We start from the raw sequence: 26,924 nt of genomic DNA on the forward strand, positions 1-26,924 counted from the left end.
CGGCTCCGACCCGCGTCGCCGGGGGTCGATACGCTTAACGGGTGCCCGGCGCGAGCACAACGACAATGAGCGACGACACGGGGGACGGTGCCGGCGACGTGGCCGCCGGTGACGGTGGCGAGACCCCCAACGCCCCCGACATCGACGACCTCGATATCGCCGTCGCCCACTGGGGGATCGACGCGTGGGGCGGCGCCGAGTACCTCGTGACCCGCCTCGCCGAGGCGCTGGGCTGCGAGGCCGTCCACACGCTCGGCGAGCCCGCGCCCGACGACCCGAACCCCTACGGCGACGTGCGGTTCGTGGACGTGACGGACTCGCTGGCGCCACGGCCGCTACGCAAACTCCAGGCTCGCGCCGGGCGCGTCTTCGAGTACGCCCTCTGGGAGGACGTGGACTGGCGGGAGTTCGGCGATCCAGACGTGCTCGTCACGTCGGGGGCGACCACGCGAGCTGTCATCACCCCCGACGACACGCTCCACCTCAACTACTGTCACTCCCCGCCGCGGTGGTTCTACGACCTCTACCACGACCGGAAGGACTCGCTCGTCGGCCAGCTCGCCCGGCCACTGCTTCGCTATCTCCGGATGCGGGACGCCACCATCGACCCCCGGGTCGACGGCTATTTCGCCAACTCGCCGATCATCGCCCGGCGTCTGCAGAAGTACTACGAACGCGATTCGGAAGTCCTCTACCCGCCGGTCGACATCGACTCGTACCGCGACGGCGGCGACGATGGGTTCTACCTCCACCTCGGTCGACTCGACGAGGAGAAGGGCGTCCCGGCGGTCGTCGAGGCGTTCGCTGGCTGGGACCGCGACCTGGTCCTCGCGGGCGGACGCGGTGACGTGGACGACGACGTCCTGGCCCGGATTCGGCGGGCCGACGGCCTCGACTACCGCGGGTTCGTCTCCGAGGCGGAGAAGTGTGACCTGCTCGCGCGGTGTCGCGCGGTCGTCTTCAACGGTCGCAACGAGGACTTCGGCATCGTTCCCATCGAGGCCAACGCCAGCGGGAAGGCCTGTCTCGCCCGCGACGAGGGGTTCCCCGGAATGTTCGTCGACGACGGCGAGAACGGCGTCCTCCACGACGGGAGCGCGGAGGGGATTCGCGCCGCGGTCGAGCGGTTCGAGCGGGATGGCATCGACGCCGACCCGCAGTCGGCGGTCGAAAGGTTCTCGTCGGGTGCGTTCGTCGACCGACTCGAAACCGCGGTCACGGAGCGGTACGCGGCCTTTCGTACGCGGGGACTCGACTGAGACATGACGGACACCATCGTACTCGGACTCGACGGCGCGAACTGGGACCTCCTCGGGCCGTGGCTCGAGGAGGGGCGACTCCCGAACATCGCGGCCCTCCGCGAGTCGGGCGTCGCGACGGACATGGAGAGCTGTCTCCCCCCCGTTACCTGCCCGAACTGGCGCTGTTACACGACAGGAAAGAATCCCGGAAAGCTCGGCGTCTTCTGGTGGGAGCGCATCGACACCGACGAGCGCACCCTGACGACGCCGAACTCGCGGTCGTTCCGCAGCGCCAACTACTGGGACTACCTCGCCGACGAGGACCTCTCGGCCGGGATCTTCAACGTCCCGATGACCTATCCGCCGTTCGAGGTCGACGGCTTCCTCGTCGCCGGCGGCCCCGACAGCGAACAGACCGATTACACCCACCCGCCCGACCTCGGCGACGACCTCGACGCCCAGGGGTACCGCCTCCACCCCGAGACACCCGTGTCCTCGAAGGCCGACCGCGAGGCCGCCGCGGGCGTCGTCGACCTCATCGACGACCGACTCCGGACGTTCCGCGACCAACTCGGCGAGCGAGACGTGGACGTGGCCCACTGCACGGTCTTCTACGTCAACGTCCTCCAGCACTTCTTCTACCGAGGCGAACCGACCCGCGACGCCTGGGAGATCATCGACGAACACATCGGTGCCATCCGCGATGCCTACCCCGACGCGACGCTCCTCTTGACGTCCGACCACGGCTGTCGGGACATCGACACCGTCTTCTACGCCAACAGCTGGCTCGAAGAACAGGGATATCTCGTCACCGACGAGGAAACGGCAGCGTCGGCGCTCGACTCACTCGGCATCAACAAGGAGCGCGTCGGCAGACTCGCCCACCGGCTCGGCGTCCACGGACTCGTCACGCGCCTGACTCCCGATGGCCTCAAAGAGCGCGTCCCCGACAGCGACGAGGGGTTCCGCCGCGAGCGGAAACTCGATCAGGTCGACTGGGAGCGGACGCGAGCAATCGCCAGCGGCCAGGGCCTCGTCTACGTCGTCGACGGCGACGAGACCGTCCGCGACGAGATCGTCGCCGACCTCCGGGACCTGGACAGCGACATCGACGGGGAGCCGGTCGCCAGCGCGGTCCACACTGCCGAGGAGGCCTACGACGGCCCCTACACCGACGAGGCACCCGATATCGTCTTCGACCAGCGGCCGGGCGTCCACACGAGCGGCGCCATCGGCTCGAACCCGGTGTTCGCCGAGGCCGGGCAGTGGGAAGCCGAGAACGTCAGGACCGGGCTCTTCCTCGCCGATGGCCCGGAGGTGACCGCCGACGACCTCGCCACCATCTCGATCACGGACATCGCGCCGACGGTCCTCCACAGCGTCGACGCGGCCGTCCCCGAGGACGTGGACGGGCACGCGCTCCCGCTGTTCGGTGACCGCTCCGTCGAGACGCGCGACCCGATCCCCTACGAGGACGCGACCGCGACCGGCGGGCAGGACGTACAGGACCGGCTCGAAGACCTGGGGTACTTGGAGTGAGCGGTCGATGACCGAGCCAGCGATCTGTCTCACCGGCGACGTCCACCACATGGGCATGGACACGCGCGACCAGGCCCACCTCGACGGGACCGAGGTCGAAGCGGCGGTCGAGTACGCCGAGATTGCCGCCGATCACGGCATCTCCGTGACGCTCTTCTGCACCGGCAAATGCATCGCCGAGGAGCCCGGGCGGATGGCCGAACTCGCGGCGATGGAGACCGTCGAACTCGCCGGTCACAACTACTGGGGATTCACGACGCCGGTCCACGACGCCTGGCGCGCCCTCGGGAAAGTCACGGCCGGTCGCGTCGGTTCCTGGATGGGGCCGCGCCGGTTCCAGGCCCACGAGATACGGAAGACGGTCGCGGCCTTCGAGGACCTAGGCGTCCGCATCGCGTCCTGGCGCGACCACGCCTACCGCCACGACGGTCACACCGCAGACCTGCTCGCGAGCCACGGGATCACGCACTTCTCCGACGCGGTCGAACCAGGCGGGAGTGTCCGCGAGCAGTCCGGACTGACCGTCGTCCCGATCAACACGCCCCCGGACCACGAACACGTCTATCACGCCTTCCGGACGCCCGAGTTCGTCGCCGCGGACGACTTCTCCGGGCCGTTCGGCGCCGAGTCACGGGAGCCGGACGAGTGGGTGGAGTGGGTTCTCGACCACGTCGAGCGCCGCCGCGAGGCCGCGGACGTGGCGACGGTGCTCGCCCATCCCGCCTGCATGGAACTCGCGGACGGACTGGCGGCGTTCGCGGAACTGTGTGAGCGAATCGCGGCGATGGACGCCGAAGCCGTCCCGATGTCTTCGGTCTGACCGACTCAGAACGGCACGACGCCGAGACCGCTGTCGAGACACTGTCGCACGAACCACTCGCCGGCGATGTCGAGCGGTCGTGCCTCGGCGCGCTCGCGGCAGAACTGCATCTTCTCGACGTACTGTTCGGGCTCGCTTCGCCCGATTTCGAGGAGGCGCCGCAGCGTCGCCGCGAGCGCGTCGGGCGACGGGTCGGTGTAGACGCCCGCGGACTCGGCGGTGAGCCGCATCCCCGGGTAATCCGAACAGATGGGGACAGTCCCGCCCGCCAGGTACTCGCGGATCTTCAGCGGCGCCGAGTGTCGCCAGTCCCGCCGGCCGGGGAGGACACAGAGGCCGACGTGGGCGTCGCCGATCCCGCCACAGACGGCGGCGTGGTCGGTGCGACCGTGGAGCGTCAGCCCGTCGGCTACGCCACGGCGGCGCGCGAGCACGGCTACCTCGTCGTCGGCGTCGCCGTACACGTCGACGGTCACGGGCTCGTCGAGGGCGGCGAGCGCCTCGATCAGGGTGTCCATCCCGCGGTCGAGCCGCGGACTCCCCGCCCAAACACACTCCAGTCGTTCGTCGGGCGCCTCGAAGGTCGGCTCGACCAGCTCGGTCGGACAGCCCTCCGTGATGAACCGTGAGTCTCGACCGAGGACCGGTCCCGAGGGGTGGTAGTCGTGGACGACGCCGTCGGCGCGATCGACGATTCGCAGGAGGACGCGGGCGGTGACGCGGTGGTACGAATCGGGGTTGTTGAGCGCGTACTGGAGTGGATTGTCGAACACGTCGACAACCCACGGCACGTCGGCGAGGGTGCCGGCCAGCGCGGGCCCGTAGTGGAAGGTCGTCAGGAACAGCGTCCGGTCGCCGGTCGCGGCGGCGTCATCGGCGACGCCGGCAGCGGCCCGTGCGTTCCGCACGACGCCGCCGTCGAGGACGATCACGTCGTCGTAGACCGCTCGGATGGACTCGGGCGGAGGCGACTCGGTCACGAGTGTCGTCGACTCCACGTGGGCGGGCACGGCCTCGGCGTGGACGTACCGGACCGTGCTTTGTACGTCCGGGATCGCCGGCGAGTAGTAGACGACCTCGACCATGCCCGCCGGTTCTGCGACCACTCGCAAAAGCGATATGGTCCGTGTCGCTCGCACCCCAGCCCACGCGACGACCGATCACGTTCCCGCGCGAGCGACCCGACAACCGAAGGTTCTTTTTCGCGACTGCGAAGAACGATAGGTAATGACGGCCTCGAACGCGTTGCTGGTGACCATCGACAGCCTCCGCGTCGACCACTGCTCGGGGATGGGCTACGAGCGCGAGACGACACCGACCCTCGACGCAGTCGCCGACGACGGACTGTCGTTTGCCCAGGCCATCGCCAACGGCCCCTCGACGCGGTCGAGTTTCCCCTCGATTCTCACCAGCACCTACCCGCTGATGTACGGCGGGTACACCTACCTCTCGGAGGAGCGCCCCTTCCTCGCCCGCACCTTCTCCGAGGCCGGCTTCGACACCGCCGCCTTCCACTCGAATCCGCACGTCGGTGCCCCGCAGAACTACGACACCGGCTTCGACACGTTCAACGATACCGCCGAAGGCTCCGACGAGGTCGCGTCGCTAAAGGACCGAGTCGAGCGGGTCCTCGACCCCGACAGCTTCCTCTACCGTCTGCTCCGCCGTGGCTACCACATGTTCACGATGGCGACCGACTCGGCGGCCTACGCCCGGGCGGACACCATCAACGAGAACGCTATCGAGTGGCTCGACGAACGGGCCGGCTCCGAGGACCCCTTCTTCCTCTGGGTCCACTACATGGACGTCCACTACCCCTTCCAGCCGCCCGACGAGTACATGACGGAACTGGGGCTGGACCCTCTCTCGAACCGTCGTGTCGCGGACCTCAACGGCCGGATGCACGAGGATCCCGAGTCCTTCGACGAGAGCGACCGTGAGGACCTGCTGAAGCTCTACGACGCCGAAATACGGTACACTGACGACCGGATCGGTGACCTCCTCGACCACCTCGACTCGCTCGGCGTCCGCGACGACACCGCAGTCGCCGTCTGTGCCGACCACGGGGAGGCCTTCGGCGAACACGGCCGCTACGGCCACCACCCGTTCCTCTACGACGAACTCCTGAGGGTCCCGTTCGTCGTCGACGCGCCCGACCTCGACGCCGCCGACCTCCCCGACGAGGGCGACACACAGGTCGAACTCCTCGACATCGGGCCGACGCTGTACGACCTGACCGGCGTCGAGACGCCCGAGGCCGTCCAGGGCGAGAGCGTCCGCGACGCGGTGGACGACGACGGCGAGCGTATCGCTATTAGCGCCAGTTCCGGAAACGACGTGGTTGCCGAAAACGTCGACGAGTGGAAGTACTTCGCCTGCCGGACGCCCGACTGGAAGTGTTTCTGGCGCGTCGCCGACGAGGAAGTGGAACTCTACGACCTCGATGCCGATCCGGGCGAGACCCGCGACGTGAGCCACGAGAACCCCGAGACCGTCGAACGGCTCCGGGGCCACATCGAGGCCCACCTCGAGGACGCACGTGCGACGGAACTGGACCTCCCGGACGTTGAGAAATCGGAAGAAGTGAAACAGCGGCTCCGCGACCTCGGATACAAGGCGTGACGGTCCGGGCACGGGGCCGAACCCCCGAGGCGAGCGTCACTCAGAGATAGCCGAGGTCTTCCAGCCGTTCCTGTGTATCCTGGTCGTACTCGACCGGCGACCGGGCACTCGACTCCAGCCCCTCCTCCTGGAGCCGTTCGACGATGTCGGCCAGTTCGCGTTCTGTCTGGGAGTCGCCGAGGTCGCGGAAGCCGCCGTCGATCCAGTCGACGCGCGTGTCGCCTTTGATCGCCGCGAGGTCGTACTGGACGGTCTCGAAGTCGCCGAACGCGGACACGCTGTTCCCGGTCGGCGAGGAGTCGTGGACGAACTCGGTGATCGACACCTGGTCCTCGGTCACGTCGAGCAGGTTGTCGCCGTCGAAGGTGTCGCGGTCGGGTGCGACCTGCGCGAGCGTCGTCGCCGCCATCGAGCGGATGTTGACGCTGTGGTCGACCGTTCGCGGCTCCTCGTCGGGCGCGAACACGAGCAGCGGGACGTGGATGCGGCGGTCGTCGAGGGAACTGTGGCCGGTGAACCGGCTGCCGTGGTCGGCGGTCACGACGACGTGCGCACCGTCCTCGACCAGCTCGCGCACGAGCGGCCCGACCTTCCGGTCCGTATCCCAGATCGCCGCGTGGTACAGTTGCTCCATGTCCTCGGCGACGGATTCGTCGCCCGCCTCGATGCGGTCGATGATCTCCGGACTCCGCTGACCGACGGGCAGTTCCTCGCGTGATTTCCCCGGCGCGAACCGCTCCAGCGCCTCGTCGCTGGCCCCCAGCGGCGGATGGATGTCCATGTAGTTGGCGACGAGGAAGGCGTCCTCGTCGGACTCGGCGAGGAACGACTCGATCTCGCGGTTCATCTTCGTCGCGTACTGGTGGCGCGCCGATTCGGCGGCGATCTTCTCCGGCCGGCCGCCCTCGGCGCGGCGGTCCCAGAGTTTGAAGCTGACGCCGTTGACGAACGACCGGAGGGGTTTGCCACCCTCGCTGAGGAACCGGAGGTATCGCTTCGGGACCGGTGTATCCCGGTTGGCAACGAGGAACTTCCGGGGGTCGGTCGCGTCGTCGAAGACCATGTACTGTGACCCGCGGAGGTCGTCGGTCCGGTCGAAGCCCCGCTCCAGTCCGTTGAAGATGAATGGGTTGTACGAAACCAACAGCGACCGGTGGGTCCGGGACAGTTCCTCGCCGATGGTCGGCAGGTCGGAATCGAAGTAGGGCGCGGCCTCGTGCATTCCCGTCCGCGAGGGGAGTTCGCCGGTGAACATCGAGGCGTGCGAGGAGGGACTCGACGTCCCGGGCGCGTAGGCCTCGGTGAAGACGACCCCGTGCTCGTCGGCGAGCGCCGCCAGTTCGGGCATCGTCTCCGGGCCGCCGTCGGCGAAGGGTGTCGCCTCGAAGGAGAGCGCGTCGAGGATGATCCAGGCGACGTCCATGCCGGGCCGTTGCAGGGGTCGGTTCAAGTATCTGTCTACCTGACGGGGGGCGGTCGGCGGGCCCGCGGGCGCTCAGGAGAACCGACGGACCAGCGCCGAGAGCGGGCCGAGGTCCACCTCGAAGCGTTCCTCGACGGAGTCGACGAGCATGACTTCCTCCTCGGTGAACCCCTGCACCAGGACCAGGGCAACCACGTATGCCACGGCGAGGATGGCCGAGAACGCGAGCAGTCCGAGGAACGACTTCGGGAACGCCGGCGCGACGACGGCCCCGGCCCCGTACAGCGGCACGGCGAGCGCCGCGGGGACGAGCACGCCGCCCGAGAGCGCCAGCGCCCCCGTCTCGACCCTGACGCGATAGGTCATCAGCAGGTCCTTGACGAGGTAGGCGACGACTGTCGCGACCGCGGCCCCGACGAAGGAGTAGCGAGGGATGAGCCAGAGATTGAGGCCGACGTTGACGACCGCCGCGATGACGTTGTAGGTCGCCATCTGGTCGGAACTGCCCATTCCACGCAGGAGATTCGACTGCACGCTGAGGACGTTGTGGGCGGCGAACCCGACCGAGAGGATCGCCAGGGCGAGCGCACCCGGCGCGTACCGGGGTCGGTAGATGAACTCGATGAACTCGCTCGGGAAGAAGACGAAGGGGAGAATCGCCGGGACGCTGAGCACGACCAGCCAGCGCGTCACGGCGTTCTGGACGCTGATCATCCCGTCGGCGCCCTCCGTGGCCTCCAGTTCGCTGGAGATGGGTGCCCCGAGGAAGTTGAACGCCGTCGAGAACATGAGGACCAGGCGGGCCGCCGCGTACGCGACGCCGTAGGTCCCCACGGCCTCGCTCCCTTTCATCCCGAGCAGCAGGAAGATGTCGATGCCGCGAAAGACGAACCCGGCGGCACCGTAGAGCGTGAACGGGACCGAGTAGCGGACGAACCTCTCCGCGAGGCCGCGGTGCTCCCGGAAACCCCGCCGCAAGTCCGCGATTGGCGACCCGATGTCCGGCAGTGAGCGTAGAAAGAGCACGGTCGCGACGGCCGCACCGACCGCGTAGGGGATGGCGTACGCGCCCGCGACGCGGGCCTGACTGACGCCGACGGCGACGACGGCGGCGACGAGCGCGAAGCGAGCGATGGGCCGAACGAAGTTCTCCACGTACACGCGCTCGCGAGAGCGTTTGCGGCCGCGAATGCCGTTTATCGACAGCGACACGAGCGCGCCGAACGGGATAGCCAGCCCGAAGATGCGGATACTGACGGTGACGGAGGGGTCGTCGAAAATCGTCGTCGCGATGAATCCCGCGTTCAGCGCCACGAGGATGCCGAGCAGGACCGAGACCGGGACGACGATCAGGTACGCGACCCACGTAATGAATCGCCGCTCCTCGTCGGAGTCGGCCCGTGGGAGGTACCGGATAAGCCCCTCGCCCATCCCGATGGTGCCGACGACCGCGCCGACGTTGACCAGCGCCGTCCCCGTCGTGAGGCCCCCGAAGCCGGACAGCGAGAGGTACCGCGCCGCGAGCAGTTGCGCGAAGAAGGCGAGCAGGACCTCGACGAGCAGGCCGAGATAGACGACGCCGGCCCCCTTGACGAGGTCCCGCACCGCGTTCCGGCGCGTGTCACTCATCGCGGCCCTCCACGGATTCGTCGTCACCGACCACTTCTTTCAGGAACCGCTCGTACCTGTCGTACAGCGCGCCCCAGGCGTAGGACCGCTCGACCGCGCTCCGGCCGGCGTCGCCGAGTTCGGTTCGTTCGGCTGGAGACGTCGCAAGGCGGTCGATAGCGTCAGCCAGCCCCGCGGGGTCGTGTGAGTCGACGAGCAGCCCCGTCTCGCCGTCGTCGACGACCTCGGGAACGCCGCCGACGCGCGTGGCGATGACCGGGGTCGCCGTCGCCTGTGCTTCGAGGACGACCCGTGGCAGTCCCTCGGTGTGTGAGGGCAGGACGAAGGCGTCCATCGCGTGGTAGACGGCTGGGATGTCCTCGTAGGGGACCGCGCCGAGGAACGTCGCCAGGTCGCCGAGGCGGGCGGCCAACTGCTCGCGGGCGGGGCCGTCGCCGGCCACGAGTAGCGAGGCGTCGGCCGCACAGTCGGCCATCGCATCCGCGAGGTCGAACACGCCTTTGTAGTCGTGGAGGCCGCCGACGAACCCGAGCGTCAGGTCGGCCTCGCCGACGGTCGCTGCGTGGCCCGCGCGGAACCGTGCCACGGTGTCCGGGTCGGTCGGCTCCGTGGAGAAACGGTCGGTGTCGACGGCGTTCTTTACGTCGAAGACGTCGCCACGGACGCCGCGTGCGTCGAGTTCGGCCACGATGGCGTCACAGACGACGAAGTAGGCGTCGTGTGGGGCCTGGAGTCGGAGCGAGAACGAGGCGGCCGAGAGCCGATTCCCGATGCCAGCCCGCGGTTCGAGGCTGGACCCGACGTGGGCGACGTGCGGGATGCCGAGCCGTCGGGCCGCGAGGAGACCGGGGAGGTACGTCTTCCGGGTCTTCGAGACGATTACTTCGGTCTGCCGTCGCGAACCGACCGACGCCGCACGGAGGGCGGTCCGTACGGCACCGTCAACGAACCGACTCCTCGGCGAGACGGAGTGCTGGAACGGGCGGTCGGGGCGGTCGTTCCAGTCGACGAGTGCGACCTCGTGGCCCCGGTCGCGGAGCCCAGCAACGACGTTGCGGACGTGGATCGCGCCCCCGCGGACCATGGGTTCCGCGAAGCGGATCGGCTCCTCGGTGAGGTACAGCACGCGGGTCATCGGGGGCTCAACTATCGCGTTGTCGGTCCGCCGACCGGTAAATACCTTCCCACATGGGCCGACGCTGGCCGGACGGCGACAGACACAACCGTTATGCCGGTCGTCGGTCTACCGCGGAGCCACATGGCCTCCGTCGTCGTGTCGGTCGACGCCGAACTCTCGAACCACCGCCCGCCGACCGAACGAGCGAAGCGGCGCGCCCGCTACGGCTGGCGACGACTGCTCTCCCTCTTCGAGACCTACGACGTACCGGCGACGTGGGCCGTCGTCGGCCGACTCTGTACGACCGAGGACACGATTGCCCCGCCCGCGGCCGAGGAGTGGTTCACCGACGGCGCTACGGAGTCGTTCGACCGCGACGCGGCGGCAGTCGTCGGGGAACGGCGAGCTCTGGCCCGTGATCTCACCGCCCCGTGGCTCGTCGACGCGCTCGCGGAGAACCCGGTGGAACACGACATCGGCTCACACTCGTACAGCCATCCGCGGTTCACGAACGTCTCCCGCGAGCTGGCCGTTGCGGACGTCGAGGCCGCGACGGCGGCACTCGAAGGATGGAACCCCGACCCGGACTCGTTCGTCTACCCGTTCAACGCAGTTGCTCACCGCGACGTACTCGCTGAGGCCGGCTTCACGTGCTACCGGGGGACTGCCGGCCCAGACGCTGGGCAAGAGTCGTCCGTCGACCGGCACCCGTTCCACCCGCTGGAACTCGTCCCGGAGCGCCCGAAAGAACTGGCCGGCTGGGCGTTCGACAGGCTCTCGGAGGCAGTCACGTGGACGGTTGGGTCGAGCGGTCCGGGACTGGTCGAACCGGAACTCGACGACTCGGGACTCGTCGCGGTCCCGTCGTCGTTGCCGTCGCTCTACCGGATGCCGGTCGCGGTTCGGAGCGCGCTCAGGGACGCCGGCCGGTACCCACTCGCACGGGTCGCGACCCGCGGCGTCGACCGCGCTGTCGAGCGCGACAGGACCATCCACCTCTGGTTCCACCCGGCCGACTTTCACACCGAGCGGGACTTCCGGAGCCTCGAACGCGTACTCGAACACGTCCACCGACGCCGAGCAAACGGTCTCCAGGTCGAGACGATGGCGGACGTGGCCGTCCGGGTACGATCCTGACCTGGGTCCCACAGAGCAGAAGCGTTTTTTGGACCCCCGGAGAAGGCCCGGCAATGCCGTCGCTCTCGGAGCTTGCCGGAACCGAGTCCGTCGAGCACGTCGTCGTCTTCATCGCCGACAGCCTCCGGTTCGACCACCTCGCGGACCCGGTGCGGGACCGCGGCGTCACGGCGCGAACCATCTCGCCGAGCACCTTTACCGCATCGTCGGTCCCGTCGATGATGACCGGTACGTACCCGGCGGCCCACCGTGTCTGGAACTTCGAGGATGTGCTCCCGGAGACGCCGCCGCTGTTCGACGGCGAGCACCGCAGCATGGTCACCCAGCACGTCTGGGAGGACCTCGCGCCGCCCAAGCGACCGCCGATGCGGACGCTCCGGCTGGACACCGAGTTGCGGCCCGAGGACGTTCATGACGCCGATTCGTCGCTCGTTGTCGTCCACGACCGCGGCGCTCACGGCCCATACGACTACCTCGCCGGCGACTACGACGACTCTCCGTCGTTCTTTTCGGCCCTGGGCGACCGCCCGGAAGAACTCCGAGAACTGTACGCTCGCGGTGCCCGGGATGCCTGTGACCGTTTTCTAGACATGGTTGACCAGGCAGAAGCCGACGGGCGACTGGCGGACACGCTGTTCGTGTTCACGAGCGACCACGGGGAACTACTCGGCGAGCGCGACCGCGGCGGCGTCTTCGGCCACGGGAGCCCGATGTGTCCCGAACTCGTCGAAGTACCGACGGTGTTTCTCGGTGCCGGCCTGCCCGAGGGCGAAGGACTCGCCGGACTCGTCTCGGGGGTCGACCTCGCGCCGACGCTTCTCGGCGCGCAGGACCGTCCGGTTCCGAAACACGTCGACGGCGTCGATCTCTGGACCGACTCGGCTCCGACTGACCGCATCGTCCGCTCGGAAATCTGGGCAAACACCGGCTCGGTAACGTACGGGGCTGGATCAGCCTGGACGGACGAAGGCGGTCTCGTCCGTCACCTCGCCGGTCGGTTCCGACGACTCGCTTTCGGCGTCGACCGGAACCTCCGGAGCGGGGCACAGGCCCCGGCCAACCGCGCGGGCCTGCCCTGGTCGGTTCCGTCGCTGCTCCGGCTGTACGGGCGTACCGAACTGACCTTCGGTGATCCGGCCGTGGAGCGGCTCCGGGAGGCGGTCGTCACCGACTTCCGGAGCGGGGACGCGGAGTACGATGTGGCGGGTCCCGACGAGGATCAGTTGGCCGCGCTCGGCTACGTCGAGTAGTCAGGGCTCCCCGACGCTCTCGTACTCCCACACGAGATCGAAGTAGCGCTTGAGGCCGGCGACGAACGAGCCGTTTTCCGTGATCGCGGCCTGTCGCATGTGCAGTGGCACCTCTTTCTCTTCCACGAGGAAGATCGCCCGGCCCGACTCGTAGTCCATGCTCGGGTCGACGATGGTCCCGCGCCAGGGGAGCTGTTCCTCGCTGAATCGCAGGTCCACCGACGGGTACTCCGCCCGGAGGCGCTCGACGCGGTCGCGCTGGACCGGCCGGTTCTCGTCGGTGAGATGCTCTGGGTGGAGCATGAGGACGTCGACGTCGATGCCGCGGCCGAGCGCGTCATCGAAGGCGGGGGCCACGGCGTCGAAGTACTCGAAACTCTTCGTGATAACGCCGATCCGCTCGTCGGCAGCGTGGTAGAGCCGGCGCGTCTCCGTCTCGCTCGGGTCGCCTACGTCGACGACGTGGAACAACTCCTCCGTGGGTGTGATGTCCTCGCTGGCCCGCTCGTAGCGGGGCCGGAACTCCGCGAGGAACGCCTCCCGCTGTTGGGCTATCTCCTGGCGGAACCCCTCGAACTCCTGGCGTCGGTTCTCGATGGCCCGGTCCAGAATCTCCTCGGGAGCCTTCGGCTGGTACTCCTTCGGCCGCCCGGGGATGATCTCGACGTAGCCGCGGTCCGACAGCGAGTCGAGCACGCCGTAGATTCGGGCCTTCGGAATCCCCGTCGCCTCCGCGAGGTTCGGTGCCGTGGTCCGCCCGAGCGTCAGCAACTCCGAAAGTGCCGTCGCCTCGTACTCGGTAAGCCCCAGCCCTTCGAGCATCCCGGCGGCGTCGTCTGCCATACCTCGTCGTTTACTCGCCGCCGTAGTAAAAGCGCCGAAAAGTACTTATCCCGGGGACGGATACAGTTACTCAGTGAGCGAGTAACTATGCCCACAGGACGAACCGAGACCGAGGCGGAGGCGGAGGGACGCGCCGACGAGGTGGAGGGTCGGGAGACGAGTGACCCGGCGGACCGGGAGACGAGACATCTCGACGGAATGGAAGACGGGTGTGGCTGTGCCGAGGTCTGGGAGCACATGAGCGAGCGCCGGGCCGAGGACTGAGGCCGCGAGGCCGGCGCTGGCGTCGGGTTCCGGTCGGGCGGAACCGTACCTATTTGTGGGCGTAGCTTCGATACCTCGACGATGGTGGACCGTTCCGACGTGTGTGTGTTGATTCCGACGCTCGACGAGGCCGCGACCATCGGGACGGTCGTCGAGGAGTTCGTCGACCGTGGGTTCTCGAACGTGCTCGTCGTCGACGGGGACTCGACGGACGACACCCGCGAGATCGCCGAGGCGGCGGGCGCTCGTGTGATCGTCCAGTCCGGGTCCGGTAAGGGCCAGGCCGTCCGGGAGGGGGTCCGCCACGTCGACGCCGAGTACGTGCTGATGCTCGATGGGGACGACACCTACCGCGTCGAGGACGCCGACGCGATGCTCGAACCCCTCTTCGCCGGCCGCGCGGAACACGTCATCGGCGACCGCTTCGCGGACATGGAACCCGATGCGATGAGCCGCCTGAACCGTGTCGGTAACCGGATCATCAACCGGTCGTTCTCGCTCATCCACGGCCGGGACCTGCAGGACATCCTCAGCGGCTACCGGGCGTTCACGCGGGACTCCTTCGAGCGACTCACGCTCGATGCAGAGGGGTTCGGCATCGAGACGGAGATGGCAGTCGAGTGTGTCAAACACGGCGTCCGGACCGAGGTAGTGCCGATCAGGTACGAGGCCCGGCCGGACGAGTCGGAGACGAACCTCCACCCCCTCCGCGACGGTGCGACGATCATCGTCACGCTCTACCGGATGGCAAAGACGAACAACCCACTGTTCTACTTCGGGAGCGTCGGCACGCTCAGCTCCCTCTTCGGCGTCGCGCTGGGGGCATACGTCGTCTACGAGTGGTTCGTTCCCCCACGGACCTCACACGAGGTCATCGCCGTCGCCAGCGGGTTCGCGATCATCATCGGTATCCAGTTGCTCATCTTCGGCGTTCTCTCGGACATGATCGTGGCCCTGAACCGCGAGCAGACGCGGCGACTGGAGGAACTGGCCGAACGATTGAGCGACGAGGGGCCGCTCCAACAGCGCGGCCGGGACGTCACCCGGGAAGTCGACGGCGACGACGGCGATGCGGACGCTGGGACTGGTGACCCGGTCAGCGTCGCCCCCGACCCTGCTGACCGGGAGTAGTTCAGAACGGAACGAGCGCTTTCAGTTGCATCAGAATGCTGTTGGAGGCCGATTCGCGCAGGTCCTCGAACACCGGGTGCAGCGCGTTCAGCAGTTCCTGCTCGGACTCGAAGTACTCCTTGCCGGTGCGGTCGATGGCCTCGCGGATCGTGATGGTATTGCCGGTGGCGTTGTACGATATCTCCGAATCGCCCAGTGCTTCGACGACCGCGTCACCGTCGGCCGGGAACGACACGTCGGCGTCCGAGAGACGGGCATCCAGTGCGGCGATCCCGAACTCGATGGCGTCCGGCTCGTCGTCGTCCTGTTGTGGCGGGCGAACTCCCATTGGCACTGTCTTTGAGTCCCTGCCCGAAAATCCTATCCCTCCGCGGCCGTGCCGAACACAATCCCTATCCCTCCGATACCCGATATCAGGCGTATGACGGACTACACGACGGTTTCGATCCCCACCGACCTGGCCGACCGCGTCGAGGATACCATCGAGGGCACGAGCTTCTCGAGCACGAGCGACCTCGTTCGGTTCCTCCTGCGGAGCATCGTCATCCAGCACGAACAGCGCGGCGAACTCACGGAGGCGGAGTTCCAGGAAATCGCCGAACAGCTCCAGGACCTGGGCTATCTGGAGTAGTCAGAACGTCACCGACTCCTCCGGCGGTTCGGCGTCGACGATGACCAGTTCCTGGCGGTCACCACGCCGGTCGAAGGCCGCGAGGTGCTCGCGCTCCCAGGGCGGAACCGCGACGAAGACCACCTCGTGGAGGTCGTCGCGCTTCGAAACGCCCAGCATTCCGTCCGGGTGCGAGACGAACCGCCCCTGCGTTTGCCCCGCCGGCGTCCCGAGGTCGACGCCGAAGACGGCCTGCACCGAATCGCCCGTCTCGGGCATGTAAAAGTGCGTGAAGACGGGTGTCTCCGCCGGGAGCGACGCCCCGTCGAGCTGTTCGGCCGGCGTCACGGCGACTCCGACGGTTACCCCGTCCGGGTCGCGCTCTTTCGCGAACCGGAGCAGGGTATCCGTCAGGCCCTCGGTAATATGAACCACGTTTCCATTTGGCGATTCCCGGTTATAACCGCACCGACTACCCCGAGCGCAAACCACGGCTTGTGTTACCAAGCATCAGGCTTATGCGTTTCAACCCAGAATCACTAACCGATGCACGACCTGACCGCATTCCAGCGGGACATCCTGTACGTGCTAGCCGGGAGTGAGGACGCCTACGGGTTGGCGATCAAGCGGGAACTAGAGGGGTACTACGAGGGCGACGTGAATCACGGACGGCTGTACCCGAACCTGGACGACCTCGTGGAGCGTGGGTACGTCGAGAAAGGGCAGATCGACCGCCGAACGAACTCGTACAACTTGACAGAAGCCGGCGCAGCGGAGATCGAACGGCGCAGGGAGTGGGAGACGGAGTACCTCCCCGATGACGAACTGCTGACGGCGTGACTGTGCCAACCCGTCGTCAGCCGAAGATGAGGTTCTTGGTTATTTTGCCGTAGAGGCCGGGCGTCCGGGAGCGGCTGTTGGCTACGGCGTCGTGTAGCGCCGTCGTCGCGTCCTCGTGGACGCCGTCGCCGTGGCCGACGAGGACCCGGTCCGGCGAGAATTGGCGGAGTCGTCTCGGCGGCTTCAGCCGCAGTGCCGGGTGAACGCCCAGTATCTCGGAGCTGTGCAGGAAGTACTCGGCTCGCCCGACGGCCTCGGGGACGATCAGCGTCCCCTGTTCTTCGATCATGATCGCGGCCTCCTGCCAGAGCCGGTTGTCGACGATCTTGTGCACGCCCGCGCCGGTGTCCGCCAGCTCCCGGCGGACCCGCTCGGTCGGCGCGTCGATGTCCTCGACGACGCCGTCCATCCACTGGGGGACGTGGACGGCCACGTCGTGGCGGTTTGCGATCTCGGCGGCGTCGCGTTTGTGCCGGTCGAGGAGCGTCACGACGCCCGCCACCTCGCCGAACTCGGTCACGAGGTCGTCGAGTCCGTCGAAGTCGATGGGGTCCATGAGCCACACGTCGCCGTCGATCTCGAAGGCGTGGCTGGCCCGCTGCATCCGTTCGTCGGGGTAAGGGATCCACCCCACGCCGTGATCCCGCCTGTCGATCTCGCGAACCGCCGTCGGCGCACCCGAGCTTTTCATCGGCATACCCGACTGGACGGCGTCAGCACTGAAAAGCCCCGCTAAACCGGTAGCCCTGCCGGCGTCCGTTGTATGCTCGGGTCCGTCTCGTGTCCCGTGCCAGCCGACGCCGACGATTAAGACCATTCGCATCCAAGCGGGAGTATGCTCACCGGGCTCCGCTGGCTGGCGCTCGAAGTCAAGTACCTCGACCGCGCGCAATCGTTCTACGAGTCGTTTCTCGACCTCGAAGCCGTCCGGGAGACGGCCGACGAGGTGGCGCTCGCGGCCGGGGACACCGACCTCGTCCTCCGGCGACCGACAGCCGTTCCCCGCGGCGGCCTCCACACGCATTACGCGCTCGCGACTCCGTACGACGCGTACGACACTTGGTACGAACGGCTGAACGAGTCGTTCGACCTCGTCGAGCACCAGTTCGGCGACGCGAAGTCGCTGTACTTCTACGACCTCGAAGGCAACTGCGTCGAGATCGGCCAGCGGGGCGGCGAGGGCAACGGCATCACCGGCCTGTTCGAGGTAGTGCTGGAGGTCGCGGACCTCGACCGTGCGGAGTCGTTCTACCGCGCGCTGGGCCTGGAGGTGATGGGGCGCGGTGACGAGCGCCGGCGCGTCCGACTGACTGCCGGTCCCTTCGACCTGGAACTCTGGGAGCCACAACTCGGGCTGGCGGACGGGCGCGGCGGCGTCCACGTCGACCTCGGGTTCGAGACGGCGGACCCGGACGAGGCCCGCGAGGCTATCGCCGACGACGCGCTCGCTGTCGAGGACCTGACGGACGGCGTGCGCGTCACCGACCCGGACGGCCACGTCCTGACGTTCCGGTGAGCGGCGGCATCGGTCGCCGGCGGACCGCTCACAGCCGGTCGGTGTCGATGACGACGCCCGGCGGCGCGACGATCAGGAAGTCGCGAAAGCGCATGAGCTCGCCGCCGGCCTCCGTGATCTCGCGGGCGAACCCCGCGGCGAGTTCGTTCACGTCGCCTTCCACCGAGAGGACGAGGACGGCCCCGGACTCTACCTCGTCGATCCACTCCTCGTCCGGCGTCGACCCGTCGAGCACCCCCAGGACGATCCGTCGGGACTCGCCGTCGTCGGTCTCCATCTGGTCCTCGACCGCCTGCAGGTCGAGGTCGATGTCGCTCATATCCCCGTTCTGGCGGCCGGCCCGCAAAAATCCACCTCTCCGGCCCGACGCGACCGTGCCAATCGAACCCATGCGCGCTGTTCGGTAGATAGTTTTATATGTGTGAGCGGGCTTGATTCGGGTGTAATATGTCCAACTCCAACGAGGGCACGTCGGGTTCCCCGGCGGATCGAGTTCTTCCAGGGCACACTGGATTCCACTTCTGAAATCGACGAAGCACGGATTTTCGATACCACGCTCCGCGACGGTGAGCAGTCGCCTCGCACGTCGTTCAGCTACGACGACAAACGCGAGATAGCGGCTGTACTGGACGACATGGGCACCCACGTCATCGAGGCGGGGTTCCCGGTCAACTCGGACGCCGAGTTCGAGGCCGTCCGAGACATCGCGGACGCAGCAACGCGCAGCACGGTCTGTGGACTGGCGCGCGTCGTCGATGCGGACGTCGAGGCGGCGCTGGACTCGGGGGTCGACCTCGTCCACGTGTTCGTCTCGACCAGCGACGTGCAGTTGCAGGACTCCATGCACGCGACCCGCGAGGAGGCGAAACAGGCCGCGGTCGAGTCGGTCGAGCGTGTCACCGAGGCCGGCGTCGAGTGTATGTTCTCGCCCATGGACGCGACGCGGACGGACGAGAGCTTCCTGATCGACGTCGTCCAGGCCGCCGACGAGGCGGGTGCCGACTGGGTGAACATCCCGGACACCTGCGGGGTCGCCACGCCCCGGCGGTTCTACGACATGGTCGAGAAGGTCGTCGACGCGATCGACGCGAGCGTGGACGTCCACACGCACGACGACTTCGGCCTGGCGGCGGCGAACGCGCTGTCGGGCTACGAGGCCGGTGCGATGCAGGCACAGCTGTCGGTCAACGGCATCGGCGAGCGTGCGGGCAACGGGGCCTACGAGGAAGTCGTGATGGCCCTCGAGTCCCTGTACGACGTGGATACCGGCATCGACACGACCCGGATCACCGAACTCTCCCGGATGGTCGAGGAGAAATCGGGGATTCCGGTGCCGGCGAACAAGCCGGTCGTCGGCGAGAACGCATTCTCACACGAGAGCGGGATTCACGCCGCCGGCGTCATCGAGAACTCCGACACCTTCGAGCCGGGGGTCATGACCCCGGAGATGGTCGGGGCCTCGCGGGAACTGGTCCTCGGGAAGCACACGGGCCAGCACTCGGTCCGCGAGCGGCTGGTCGACGCCGGGTTCGACCCGACCGACGAGGAGGTCCGGGAGGTCACGCGGCGCGTGAAGGACTACGGCGCCGAAAAAAAGCGGGTGACGATGACGGAACTGGAGCAGTTCGCCCGCGAGGTCGGCGTCAGCGAACCCGACGAGGAGGTCAGGGTATAACCCTCTCCTCCGGTCGCACACGCCCGCGAGTGACGCTCGGGCGGGTGCGACTCGGAAGAATTATACCACTCCGCAGATATCCATCAATCACGATGCCACCGCGCGCCTGGTCCGGGCGAGTGCCCCCGACCAGCGACGCGAGCGATCTTCTGGCGATCATTGTAGGGGCAGCCTAGCCCCTACATCACCCTCTCAGTCGACGGTAGCGGACTGCTCCGAACATCGGAGCGTATTTGAGTCGTCACGGACTTCCAGCCGACAACGGACCAGCAGCCAACACATGGAGGACACAACATGAGCGAACGAGCACAGAAACCGCACGCGGACGAGGTCGAGTCCGAGGCCGAGAGCGAGACTCGGACCGAGCCCGAGGGCGAGAGCCACGTCGAACCCGTCGAGACGGGTGCCGACGCGGTCGTCGCCGCGCTGAAAAACGCCGGCGTCGAGACCCTCTTCGGCGTGCAGGGCGGGGCGATCATGCCCGTCTACGACGCGTTGTATAGCGAGACAGATATGAACCACATCACGATGGCCCACGAACAGGGCGCGGCCCACGCGGCCGACGCCTACGGCATCGTGACCGGCGACCCGGGCGTCTGTATGGCGACCTCGGGCCCGGGCGCGACGAACCTCGTGACCGGCCTGGCCGACGCCAACATGGACTCGGACCCGGTCATCGCCCTGACGGGCCAGGTGCCGACGAACTTCGTCGGCAACGACGCCTTCCAGGAGACCGACACCATCGGCGTCACCTCGCCGATCACGAAACACAACATCTTCTCGGACAGCCCCCACGACGTCGGCGACGACGTGGGAACCGCCTGGGCGCTGGCAAAGGAGGGCCGGCAGGGACCGACCCTGGTGGACCTCCCGAAGGACACGACCCAGAACGAGACCGACGCCGAACCGGGCGAACCGACGACGCCGGACACGTACAATCCGCCCGAGGAGGCTGACGCGGGGATCGTCGAGGCGGCCGCCGAGTGCCTCGCCGAGGCCGACCGCCCGGTCATCCTGGCCGGCGGTGGCGTCATCAAGGGCGAGGCCAGCGATGAACTCCGGGCGTTCGCGATGGAGTACGAGATTCCGGTCATCACGACGATGCCGGCCATCGGTGCCTTCCCCGAGGAACACGACCTCTCCCTGGAGTGGGCGGGGATGCACGGCACCGGCTACGCGAACATGGCTATCACGATGACCGACGCCATGTTCGCCATCGGGACGCGCTTCGACGACCGCCTGACCGGTGGCGTCGACTCGTTCGCGCCCGACGCGGAGGTCATCCACTGCGACATCGACGCGGCCGAGATCAGCAAGAACGTCGAGGCCGACTACCCGCTGCTGGGCGACGCCGCGGCGGTCATCGAACAGATGGACGCGGCGATGCCCGGCGCGCCCGACGTCGCGGAGTGGCGCGAGCAGTGTGACGAGTGGAAAGAGCAGTACCCGATGGAGTACGATATGCCGGAGGACCGGCCGCTCAAGCCCCAGTACATCGTCGAGCAGTTCGACGAGGCGACGCCGGACGGCGACACAATCGTCACGACAGGCGTCGGGCAACACCAGATGTGGGCCTGCCAGTACTGGATGTTCTCCGAGCCCCGGACGTGGGTCTCCTCCCACGGCCTGGGGACGATGGGCTACGGCCTGCCGTCGGCCATCGGCGCGAAGATCGCCGCCCCGGACAAGGAGGTCGTCTGCTTCGACGGCGACGGCTCGTTCCTGATGACGAGTCAGGAACTCTCCGTGGCGGTGCGGGAGAACCTCGACATCACGGTGGTCGTCCTGAACAACGAGGCGGTCGGGATGGTCCGCCAGTGGCAGGACGGCTTCTACGAGGGCCGCCGCATGGCCTCGGAGTACCCGTGGATCCCGCAGTTCGACAAACTCGCGGAGGCCTACGGTGCCCGCGGCTGGCGGCTGGAGGACTACGACAACGTCGAGGAGACGATCGAGGAAGCCATCGAGTACGACGGCCCCTCGGTCGTCGACGTTATTATCGACCCCGCGGAGAACGTCTACCCGATGGTGCCGTCCGGGGGCGACAACGGCCTGTTCGCCCTGAACGAGGACCACCTGGAGGAGATCTGAGATGACGGGCAGTATGCCAGGTCCCGGTCCGCACGAGCGCGAGCGGCCCGAGGGCCGACGGAACGAGCAGGGGATTCGCATCGACCCCGAGGCGGAAGCGGCCCACGAGCCGCGCCGCGCGGTGCTGTCGGCGCTGGTCGAACACGAGCCCGGCGTGCTGGCGAAGGTGTCGAGCCTGTTCAGCCGTCGGCAGTTCAACATCGAGAGTCTCACGGTCGGGACGACGGTCGACGAGACCCGGGCGCGGATGACCATCGTCATCGAGGAGCCCGAGCCGGGCGTCGAGCAGGCGAAAAAGCAACTGAACAAGCTCATCCCGGTCGTCTCGGTGCGGGAACTCGACGCCGACGCGCTCCAGCGCGAACTCGTCATCGTGAAGGTCAACGGCGAGGACCCGGACAAGGTCCACGCTATCACCGAGATGTACGACGGGACGACGCTGGACGCCGGCCCGCGGACGATCACGGTGGAGATCACCGGGAACGTCCAGAAGATCGACGACGCCATCGACGCGTACAAGCAGTTCGGCATCCGCGAGATCGTCCGGACCGGCTACGCGGCGCTGGCCCGCGGGGAGCGACAGACGGCGGAAGTGGAACCGGAAGTGAAACTGACAGCGGATTCAGGAGTGCCTGCCGACGATGACTGACGAATTTACGACAGACATCTACTACGACGACGACGCGAACGTTTCGGAGATCGAAGACAAGACCGTGGCCGTCCTCGGTTACGGGAGCCAGGGCCACGCACACGCGCTGAACCTCGACGACTCCGGGGTCGACGTGGTTGTTGGCCTTCAAAAATCCTCCTCCTCGCGCGAGACGGCACAGGACGAGGGGCTGGAGATCGCGACGCCGGCCAACGCGGCCGCAGCGGCCGACATCGTGATGATGCTCGTCCCGGACACCATCCAGCCGTCGGTCTACGAGGCCGTCGCAGACGAGATGGACGCCGGTGACACGCTGATGTTCGCCCACGGGTTCAACATCCACTACGGCCAGATCGAACCATCCGAGGACGTGGACGTGACCATGATCGCGCCCAAATCCCCCGGCCACCTCGTGCGCCGCAACTACGAGAAAGGCGAGGGGACGCCCGGCCTGCTGGCGGTCTATCAGGACACGACCGGCGAAGCCCAAGACGAAGCCCTGGCCTACGCGAAGGCAATCGGCTGCACCCGCGCGGGCGTCATCGAGACCACCTTCGAGGAGGAAGTCGAGACGGACCTCTTCGGCGAGCAGGCCGTCCTCTGTGGCGGCGTCACCGAGATGGTCAAGGCCGGCTTCGAGACACTCGTGGACGCGGGCTACAGCCCCGAGATGGCCTACTTCGAGTGTCTGAACGAACTCAAACTCATCGTCGATCTGATGTACGAGGGCGGCAACATGGAGATGTGGAACTCCGTCTCGGACACCGCCGAGTACGGCGGTCTGACCCGCGGCGAGGAGGTCATCGACCGCGAGGGGATGGAGGACATCCTCGAAGGCGTCCAGACCGGCGAGTTCGCCCGCGAGTGGATCAACGAGAATCAGGCCAATCGGCCGGCATACAAACAGTACCGCGCGGCCGAACAGGACCACCAGATCGAGGAGGTCGGCGCACGGCTGCGCGACCTCTTCGCGTGGGGTGAGGACGAATGACCGACGAGATGGGAGAGATCAGCCACACGAACCCCTACACCGACGAAGCGTTCGGGGAGCGCGTGCAGGTGTTCGACCGCGGGACGACGATTGCCGCGGACGGCGGACGTGACGAGGAAGCGGGCGACGATACCGAACGGAACGTCGACGAGGAGACGATGGAAGACGTCGACCACGAGCCGCCGAACGACAGTGAGAGCGCGAACCGCGTCTACAAGCGCGGAACGGAGCGACGGGACGATTCAGTATGAGTTCCGAAACGTCTGCGATGTTTCGACCTCATGCTCGGTCACGAGGTGACCTCACATGAGCCAGGGTACGCTGTACGACAAAGTCTGGGAGAACCACAAGGTAACGACGCTGCCGAACGGACAGGATCAGCTGTTCGTCGGCCTCCACCTCATCCACGAGGTGACGAGCCCGCAGGCGTTCGGTATGTTGCAGGAGCGCGGCCTGGAGGTCGCTCGCCCGGACCTGACGCTGGCGACGGTAGACCACATCGTCCCGACGGCCGACCAGTCCCGGCCCTACACCGACGACGCCGCCGAGGAGATGATGTCGGAACTCGAGGAGAACGTCCGCGACGCGGACATCGAGTTCCTCTCCCCGGAGACGGGCGAGCAGGGCATCGTCCACGTCATCGGTCCGGAGCAGGGGCTGACCCAGCCCGGCAAGACCATCGTCTGTGGCGACAGCCACACCTCGACCCACGGCGCCTTCGGCGCGCTGGCCTTCGGTATCGGGACCAGCCAGATCCGTGACGTGCTGGCGACCCAGACCATCGCGATGGAGAAACGGAAAGTGCGGAAGATTCGGGTCGACGGCGAACTCGGCGACGGCGTCGAGGCCAAGGACATCATCCTGGAGATCATCCGCCGGCTCGGGACCGAGGGCGGCGTCGGCTACGTCTACGAGTACGCCGGCGAGGCCATCGAGAACCTCGGGATGGAGGGCCGGATGTCCATTTGCAACATGTCCATCGAGGGGGGCGCTCGCGCGGGCTACGTCAACCCCGACGAGACCACCTACGAGTGGCTCCGCGAGACGGACTACTTCCAGGAGAACCCGGAGAAGTTCGACGAGCTGAAACCGTACTGGGAGTCGATCCGCAGCGACGAGGACGCCGAGTACGACGACGTGGTCACCATCGACGCCGACGAACTGGAACCGGTCGTCACGTGGGGGACCACCCCCGGCCAGGGTGTCGGCATCACGGACCCGATTCCGGCCCCGGAGGACCTGCCGCCGGAGAAGCAGGACACCGCCCGGCGTGCCCAGGAGCACATGCGCGTCGAACCCGGCGACACCATGGAGGGCTACGAGATCGACGTCGCCTTCCTGGGTTCGTGTACGAACGCACGGCTGCCGGACCTGCGCCGCGCCGCGAAGATCGTCGAGGGCCGCGAGGTCCCCGACGACGTGCGCGCGTTCGTCGTCCCCGGCAGTCAGCGCGTCCAGCAGGCCGCCGCCGAGGAGGGCCTGAAGGACATCTTCGAGGCCGCGGGCTTCGACTGGCGCAACGCCGGCTGTTCGATGTGTCTGGGCATGAACGAGGACCAGCTGGAGGGCGACGAGGCGTGTGCGTCCTCCTCGAACCGGAACTTCAAGGGCCGCCAGGGAAGCAAGGACGGGCGGACCGTCCTGATGAACCCACAGATGGTCGCCGCGGCGGCGGTCACCGGCGAAGTCACTGACGTGCGCGAGATGGAGGAGGTGGTCTCCGTATGAGTCGGGAGGCTGACCGACGGGAGCCGCGAACCGACGGCGGTGACGACGTCGAGATTCCGGAAGTGGAGCACGTCTCCGGGACGGGCGTCCCCATCCGCGGCAACGACATCGACACGGACCAGATCATCCCGGCGCGGTTCATGAAGGTCGTCACCTTCGACGGCCTGGGGCAGTTCTCGTTTTTCGACCTCCGGTTCGACGAGGATGACAACGAGAAGGACCACCCGATGAACGAGGACCGGTTCCAGGACGCCAACGTCATGGTCGTCAACCAGAACTTCGGCTGTGGCTCCTCGCGCGAACACGCGCCGCAGGCCCTGATGCGCTGGGGCATCGACGCGTTCATCGGCGAGTCCTTCGCCGAGATCTTCGCCGGCAACTGCCTCGCCCTGGGGATGCCGACGGTCACCGCCGACCAGGAGACGGTCGAGGACATCCAGAAGTTCGTCGACGAGAACCCGGACGCCGAGATAGACATCGACGTCGCCGAGGAGACGGTGACCTACGGCGATACGACCGTCGAGGTCACGGTCGACGAGGGCCAGCGGAAGGCGCTGGTCGACGGCATCTGGGACACGACGGCGCTGATGAAGGCGAACCAGCAGGCGATCTCGGAGACGGCGGACGCGCTGCCGTACGTCGAGTCGGCGGACTGAGGTCGTCCAGCCATCTCGCGACGCAGGCGAACCGAACCCTTTTCGCCGGCCGCCCACGTCGCGACTGACATGACACACCGGATCGCGGTCATTCCTGGTGACGGTATCGGCGGCGAGGTCGTGCCGGCGGCAATCGACGTGCTCGACGCGCTCGACCCCGCATTCGAGTTCGTCGAGGGTGAGGCCGGCGACCACGTGCTCACAGAGCGCGGCGAGGCGCTCCCCGAGGAGACCTACGAACTGGCGGCCGAGGCCGACGCGACGCTGTTCGGTGCGGCCGGGGAGACGGCCGCCGACGTCATCCTCCCGCTCCGGGAGGCCGTCGACTCCTTCGCCAACGTCCGGCCCGCCCGCGCGTATCCCGGTATCGACGCGGTCAAGCCCGAGACCGATCTCGTCTTCGTCCGCGAGAACACCGAGGGGGTCTACTCGGGCATCGAGGACCACATCACCGACGACGTGACGACGCTGACCCGCGTCATCACCGAGGACGCCTCCCGGCGGATCGCGGACTTCGGCTTCGAGTACGCCGCGGAGAACGGCTACGACGACGTGACTGTCGCGCACAAAGCGAACGTGATGCGGGAGACCGACGGTCGGTTCCTCGAGGCCTGCGAGGCCGTCGCGGAGGAGCGCGGGGTCCCACGGACCCCGGATGGCGCGAGCGGCGAAGCCGTGAGCGAAGGCATCGAGTTCGACGACGCGCTGATGGACGCGCTCGCGATGCACCTCATCATGCACCCGGAGGACTACGGCGTGGTTATCTGCCCCAATCTCGCGGGCGACATGCTCTCCGACCTGGCAGCCGGCCTCGTTGGTGGACTCGGCCTGCTCCCCAGCGCCAACGTCGGACCGGACAACGCGCTGTTCGAGCCGGTTCACGGCTCCGCGCCGGACATCGCCGGCGAAGGCATCGCGAACCCGGCGGCGATGATTTTGAGCGCGGCGATGATGCTCGAACACCTGGACTACGGCGGCGCGGCCGACCGCGTCCGCGAGGCCGTCGAGGGCGTCCTCGAAGACGGGCCACGCACGCCCGACCTCGGCGGGGACGCGTCGACCGACGAGGTGACCGCGGCGGTCGTCGACCGACTCTAATCGCTCAACAGCAACGGAGCCGTTTCTCGTGCCACGAGGCTTAAGTCATCGCGC

28 protein-coding genes are annotated in these 26,924 nt (G+C 67.5%); 19 read left to right on the forward strand and 9 right to left on the reverse strand.

Features of this window, described 5'->3' with window-relative positions; all coding sequences use genetic code 11:
* Positions 1-65 precede the first annotated feature (65 nt).
* Genes MUG96_RS10085 through MUG96_RS10095 form a run of 3 tightly spaced genes read left to right on the forward strand, consistent with a single transcriptional unit; the run spans position 66 to position 3,600 of the window.
* Positions 66-1,259 (forward strand): glycosyltransferase, encoded by a 1,194-nt coding sequence (locus tag MUG96_RS10085; RefSeq protein WP_246982213.1) that lies wholly within the window; start codon positions 66-68, stop codon positions 1,257-1,259.
* 3 nt (positions 1,260-1,262) lie between these two features.
* Positions 1,263-2,780, forward strand: coding sequence for an alkaline phosphatase family protein (locus tag MUG96_RS10090; protein WP_246982215.1), 1,518 nt, complete (start codon positions 1,263-1,265; stop codon positions 2,778-2,780).
* 7 nt (positions 2,781-2,787) lie between these two features.
* Positions 2,788-3,600 carry a polysaccharide deacetylase family protein gene (locus MUG96_RS10095; RefSeq protein WP_246982217.1) on the forward strand — a complete coding sequence of 271 codons (813 nt, stop codon included), beginning with the start codon at positions 2,788-2,790 and terminating at the stop codon, positions 3,598-3,600.
* Positions 3,601-3,605: 5 nt separating this feature from the next.
* On the opposite strand, the gene MUG96_RS10100 is transcribed toward MUG96_RS10095, so the two are convergent.
* Positions 3,606-4,685: a glycosyltransferase gene (locus MUG96_RS10100; protein WP_246982220.1), complete on the reverse strand. Its 1,080-nt coding sequence runs from the start codon at positions 4,683-4,685 to the stop codon at positions 3,606-3,608.
* Positions 4,686-4,827: 142 nt separating this feature from the next.
* Here MUG96_RS10100 and MUG96_RS10105 point away from each other — a divergent pair, with 142 nt between their 5' ends.
* A complete protein-coding gene (locus tag MUG96_RS10105; protein WP_246982228.1) occupies positions 4,828-6,222 on the forward strand; it encodes a sulfatase family protein in 1,395 nt (464 codons plus the stop codon).
* A 40-nt stretch (positions 6,223-6,262) separates the two neighbouring features.
* On the opposite strand, the gene MUG96_RS10110 is transcribed toward MUG96_RS10105, so the two are convergent.
* The 3 genes from MUG96_RS10110 to MUG96_RS10120 all read right to left on the reverse strand — a co-directional run bounded on the left by MUG96_RS10110 (position 6,263) and on the right by MUG96_RS10120 (position 10,409).
* The gene (locus tag MUG96_RS10110; RefSeq protein WP_246982229.1) at positions 6,263-7,645 is read right to left on the reverse strand and encodes a sulfatase-like hydrolase/transferase; all 1,383 of its coding nucleotides are present in this window, start codon (positions 7,643-7,645) and stop codon (positions 6,263-6,265) included.
* Between the two features lie 72 nt (positions 7,646-7,717).
* Positions 7,718-9,274, reverse strand: coding sequence for an oligosaccharide flippase family protein (locus MUG96_RS10115; RefSeq protein ID WP_246982231.1), 1,557 nt, complete (start codon positions 9,272-9,274; stop codon positions 7,718-7,720).
* Positions 9,267-10,409: a glycosyltransferase family 4 protein gene (locus MUG96_RS10120; protein ID WP_246982233.1), complete on the reverse strand. Its 1,143-nt coding sequence runs from the start codon at positions 10,407-10,409 to the stop codon at positions 9,267-9,269. The genes MUG96_RS10115 and MUG96_RS10120 overlap by 8 nt, the downstream gene beginning before the upstream one ends.
* A 123-nt stretch (positions 10,410-10,532) precedes the next feature.
* Here MUG96_RS10120 and MUG96_RS10125 point away from each other — a divergent pair, with 123 nt between their 5' ends.
* Complete coding sequence (locus MUG96_RS10125) at positions 10,533-11,528, forward strand: polysaccharide deacetylase family protein (protein ID WP_246982235.1); 996 nt, start codon at positions 10,533-10,535, stop codon at positions 11,526-11,528.
* A gap of 53 nt (positions 11,529-11,581) precedes the next feature.
* Positions 11,582-12,778, forward strand: a complete 1,197-nt coding sequence (locus MUG96_RS10130) for a sulfatase-like hydrolase/transferase (protein WP_246982236.1) — start codon at positions 11,582-11,584, stop codon at positions 12,776-12,778.
* Here the strand turns inward: MUG96_RS10130 and MUG96_RS10135 are convergent, their stop codons facing one another.
* The gene (locus tag MUG96_RS10135) at positions 12,779-13,621 is read right to left on the reverse strand and encodes a TrmB family transcriptional regulator (RefSeq protein WP_246982238.1); all 843 of its coding nucleotides are present in this window, start codon (positions 13,619-13,621) and stop codon (positions 12,779-12,781) included.
* 87 nt (positions 13,622-13,708) lie between these two features.
* Between MUG96_RS10135 and MUG96_RS10140 the strand changes: the two genes are divergently transcribed.
* Both MUG96_RS10140 and aglJ read left to right on the forward strand, forming a co-directional pair.
* Entirely contained in the window at positions 13,709-13,885 is a 177-nt protein-coding gene (locus MUG96_RS10140; RefSeq protein WP_246982240.1) for a DUF8595 family protein, read from the forward strand.
* An 81-nt stretch (positions 13,886-13,966) separates the two neighbouring features.
* The gene (aglJ, locus tag MUG96_RS10145; protein ID WP_246982242.1) at positions 13,967-15,016 is read left to right on the forward strand and encodes an S-layer glycoprotein N-glycosyltransferase AglJ; all 1,050 of its coding nucleotides are present in this window, start codon (positions 13,967-13,969) and stop codon (positions 15,014-15,016) included.
* Position 15,017: 1 nt separating this feature from the next.
* Here the strand turns inward: aglJ and MUG96_RS10150 are convergent, their stop codons facing one another.
* A complete protein-coding gene (locus MUG96_RS10150; protein WP_246982243.1) occupies positions 15,018-15,344 on the reverse strand; it encodes a DUF5789 family protein in 327 nt (108 codons plus the stop codon).
* Positions 15,345-15,437: 93 nt separating this feature from the next.
* Here MUG96_RS10150 and MUG96_RS10155 point away from each other — a divergent pair, with 93 nt between their 5' ends.
* Positions 15,438-15,647, forward strand: coding sequence for a ribbon-helix-helix domain-containing protein (locus MUG96_RS10155; RefSeq protein WP_246982245.1), 210 nt, complete (start codon positions 15,438-15,440; stop codon positions 15,645-15,647).
* On the opposite strand, the gene MUG96_RS10160 is transcribed toward MUG96_RS10155, so the two are convergent.
* On the reverse strand, positions 15,648-16,061 hold the full coding sequence (locus MUG96_RS10160; protein ID WP_246982247.1) for a JAB/MPN domain protein-containing protein: 414 nt from the start codon (positions 16,059-16,061) through the stop codon (positions 15,648-15,650).
* 111 nt (positions 16,062-16,172) lie between these two features.
* Between MUG96_RS10160 and MUG96_RS10165 the strand changes: the two genes are divergently transcribed.
* Positions 16,173-16,466 carry a PadR family transcriptional regulator gene (locus MUG96_RS10165; RefSeq protein ID WP_246982249.1) on the forward strand — a complete coding sequence of 98 codons (294 nt, stop codon included), beginning with the start codon at positions 16,173-16,175 and terminating at the stop codon, positions 16,464-16,466.
* Positions 16,467-16,482: 16 nt separating this feature from the next.
* Here the strand turns inward: MUG96_RS10165 and MUG96_RS10170 are convergent, their stop codons facing one another.
* The gene (locus MUG96_RS10170; RefSeq protein WP_246982251.1) at positions 16,483-17,163 is read right to left on the reverse strand and encodes a hypothetical protein; all 681 of its coding nucleotides are present in this window, start codon (positions 17,161-17,163) and stop codon (positions 16,483-16,485) included.
* Positions 17,164-17,301: 138 nt separating this feature from the next.
* Here MUG96_RS10170 and MUG96_RS10175 point away from each other — a divergent pair, with 138 nt between their 5' ends.
* Positions 17,302-17,982, forward strand: coding sequence for a VOC family protein (locus tag MUG96_RS10175; protein WP_246982253.1), 681 nt, complete (start codon positions 17,302-17,304; stop codon positions 17,980-17,982).
* A 28-nt stretch (positions 17,983-18,010) separates the two neighbouring features.
* On the opposite strand, the gene MUG96_RS10180 is transcribed toward MUG96_RS10175, so the two are convergent.
* Entirely contained in the window at positions 18,011-18,301 is a 291-nt protein-coding gene (locus tag MUG96_RS10180; RefSeq protein WP_246982255.1) for a DUF5779 family protein, read from the reverse strand.
* A 102-nt stretch (positions 18,302-18,403) separates the two neighbouring features.
* On the opposite strand from MUG96_RS10180, the gene MUG96_RS10185 reads away from it, so the two are divergent.
* The 8 genes from MUG96_RS10185 (at position 18,404) to MUG96_RS10220 (ending at position 26,870) form a co-directional block, all read left to right on the forward strand.
* Entirely contained in the window at positions 18,404-19,657 is a 1,254-nt protein-coding gene (locus MUG96_RS10185) for a LeuA family protein (protein ID WP_373221664.1), read from the forward strand.
* A 294-nt stretch (positions 19,658-19,951) separates the two neighbouring features.
* Positions 19,952-21,748: a biosynthetic-type acetolactate synthase large subunit gene (gene ilvB / locus MUG96_RS10190; protein ID WP_246982257.1), complete on the forward strand. Its 1,797-nt coding sequence runs from the start codon at positions 19,952-19,954 to the stop codon at positions 21,746-21,748.
* Between the two features lies 1 nt (position 21,749).
* Entirely contained in the window at positions 21,750-22,397 is a 648-nt protein-coding gene (gene ilvN, locus MUG96_RS10195; protein WP_246982265.1) for an acetolactate synthase small subunit, read from the forward strand.
* The gene (ilvC, locus tag MUG96_RS10200) at positions 22,390-23,388 is read left to right on the forward strand and encodes a ketol-acid reductoisomerase (protein WP_246982267.1); all 999 of its coding nucleotides are present in this window, start codon (positions 22,390-22,392) and stop codon (positions 23,386-23,388) included. Before ilvN ends, ilvC begins: the two co-directional genes overlap by 8 nt.
* Positions 23,385-23,639 (forward strand): DUF7989 family protein, encoded by a 255-nt coding sequence (locus MUG96_RS10205; RefSeq protein ID WP_246982269.1) that lies wholly within the window; start codon positions 23,385-23,387, stop codon positions 23,637-23,639. The genes ilvC and MUG96_RS10205 overlap by 4 nt, the downstream gene beginning before the upstream one ends.
* A 55-nt stretch (positions 23,640-23,694) precedes the next feature.
* Complete coding sequence (leuC, locus tag MUG96_RS10210) at positions 23,695-25,116, forward strand: 3-isopropylmalate dehydratase large subunit (protein WP_246982271.1); 1,422 nt, start codon at positions 23,695-23,697, stop codon at positions 25,114-25,116.
* On the forward strand, positions 25,113-25,772 hold the full coding sequence (leuD, locus tag MUG96_RS10215) for a 3-isopropylmalate dehydratase small subunit (RefSeq protein ID WP_246982273.1): 660 nt from the start codon (positions 25,113-25,115) through the stop codon (positions 25,770-25,772). The genes leuC and leuD overlap by 4 nt, the downstream gene beginning before the upstream one ends.
* Positions 25,773-25,841: 69 nt before the next feature.
* Positions 25,842-26,870: an isocitrate/isopropylmalate dehydrogenase family protein gene (locus MUG96_RS10220; protein ID WP_246982275.1), complete on the forward strand. Its 1,029-nt coding sequence runs from the start codon at positions 25,842-25,844 to the stop codon at positions 26,868-26,870.
* Positions 26,871-26,924 lie beyond the last annotated feature (54 nt).

Source organism: Halorientalis marina, from assembly GCF_023028345.1.
GTDB classification, from domain to species: domain Archaea; phylum Halobacteriota; class Halobacteria; order Halobacteriales; family Haloarculaceae; genus Halorientalis; species Halorientalis marina.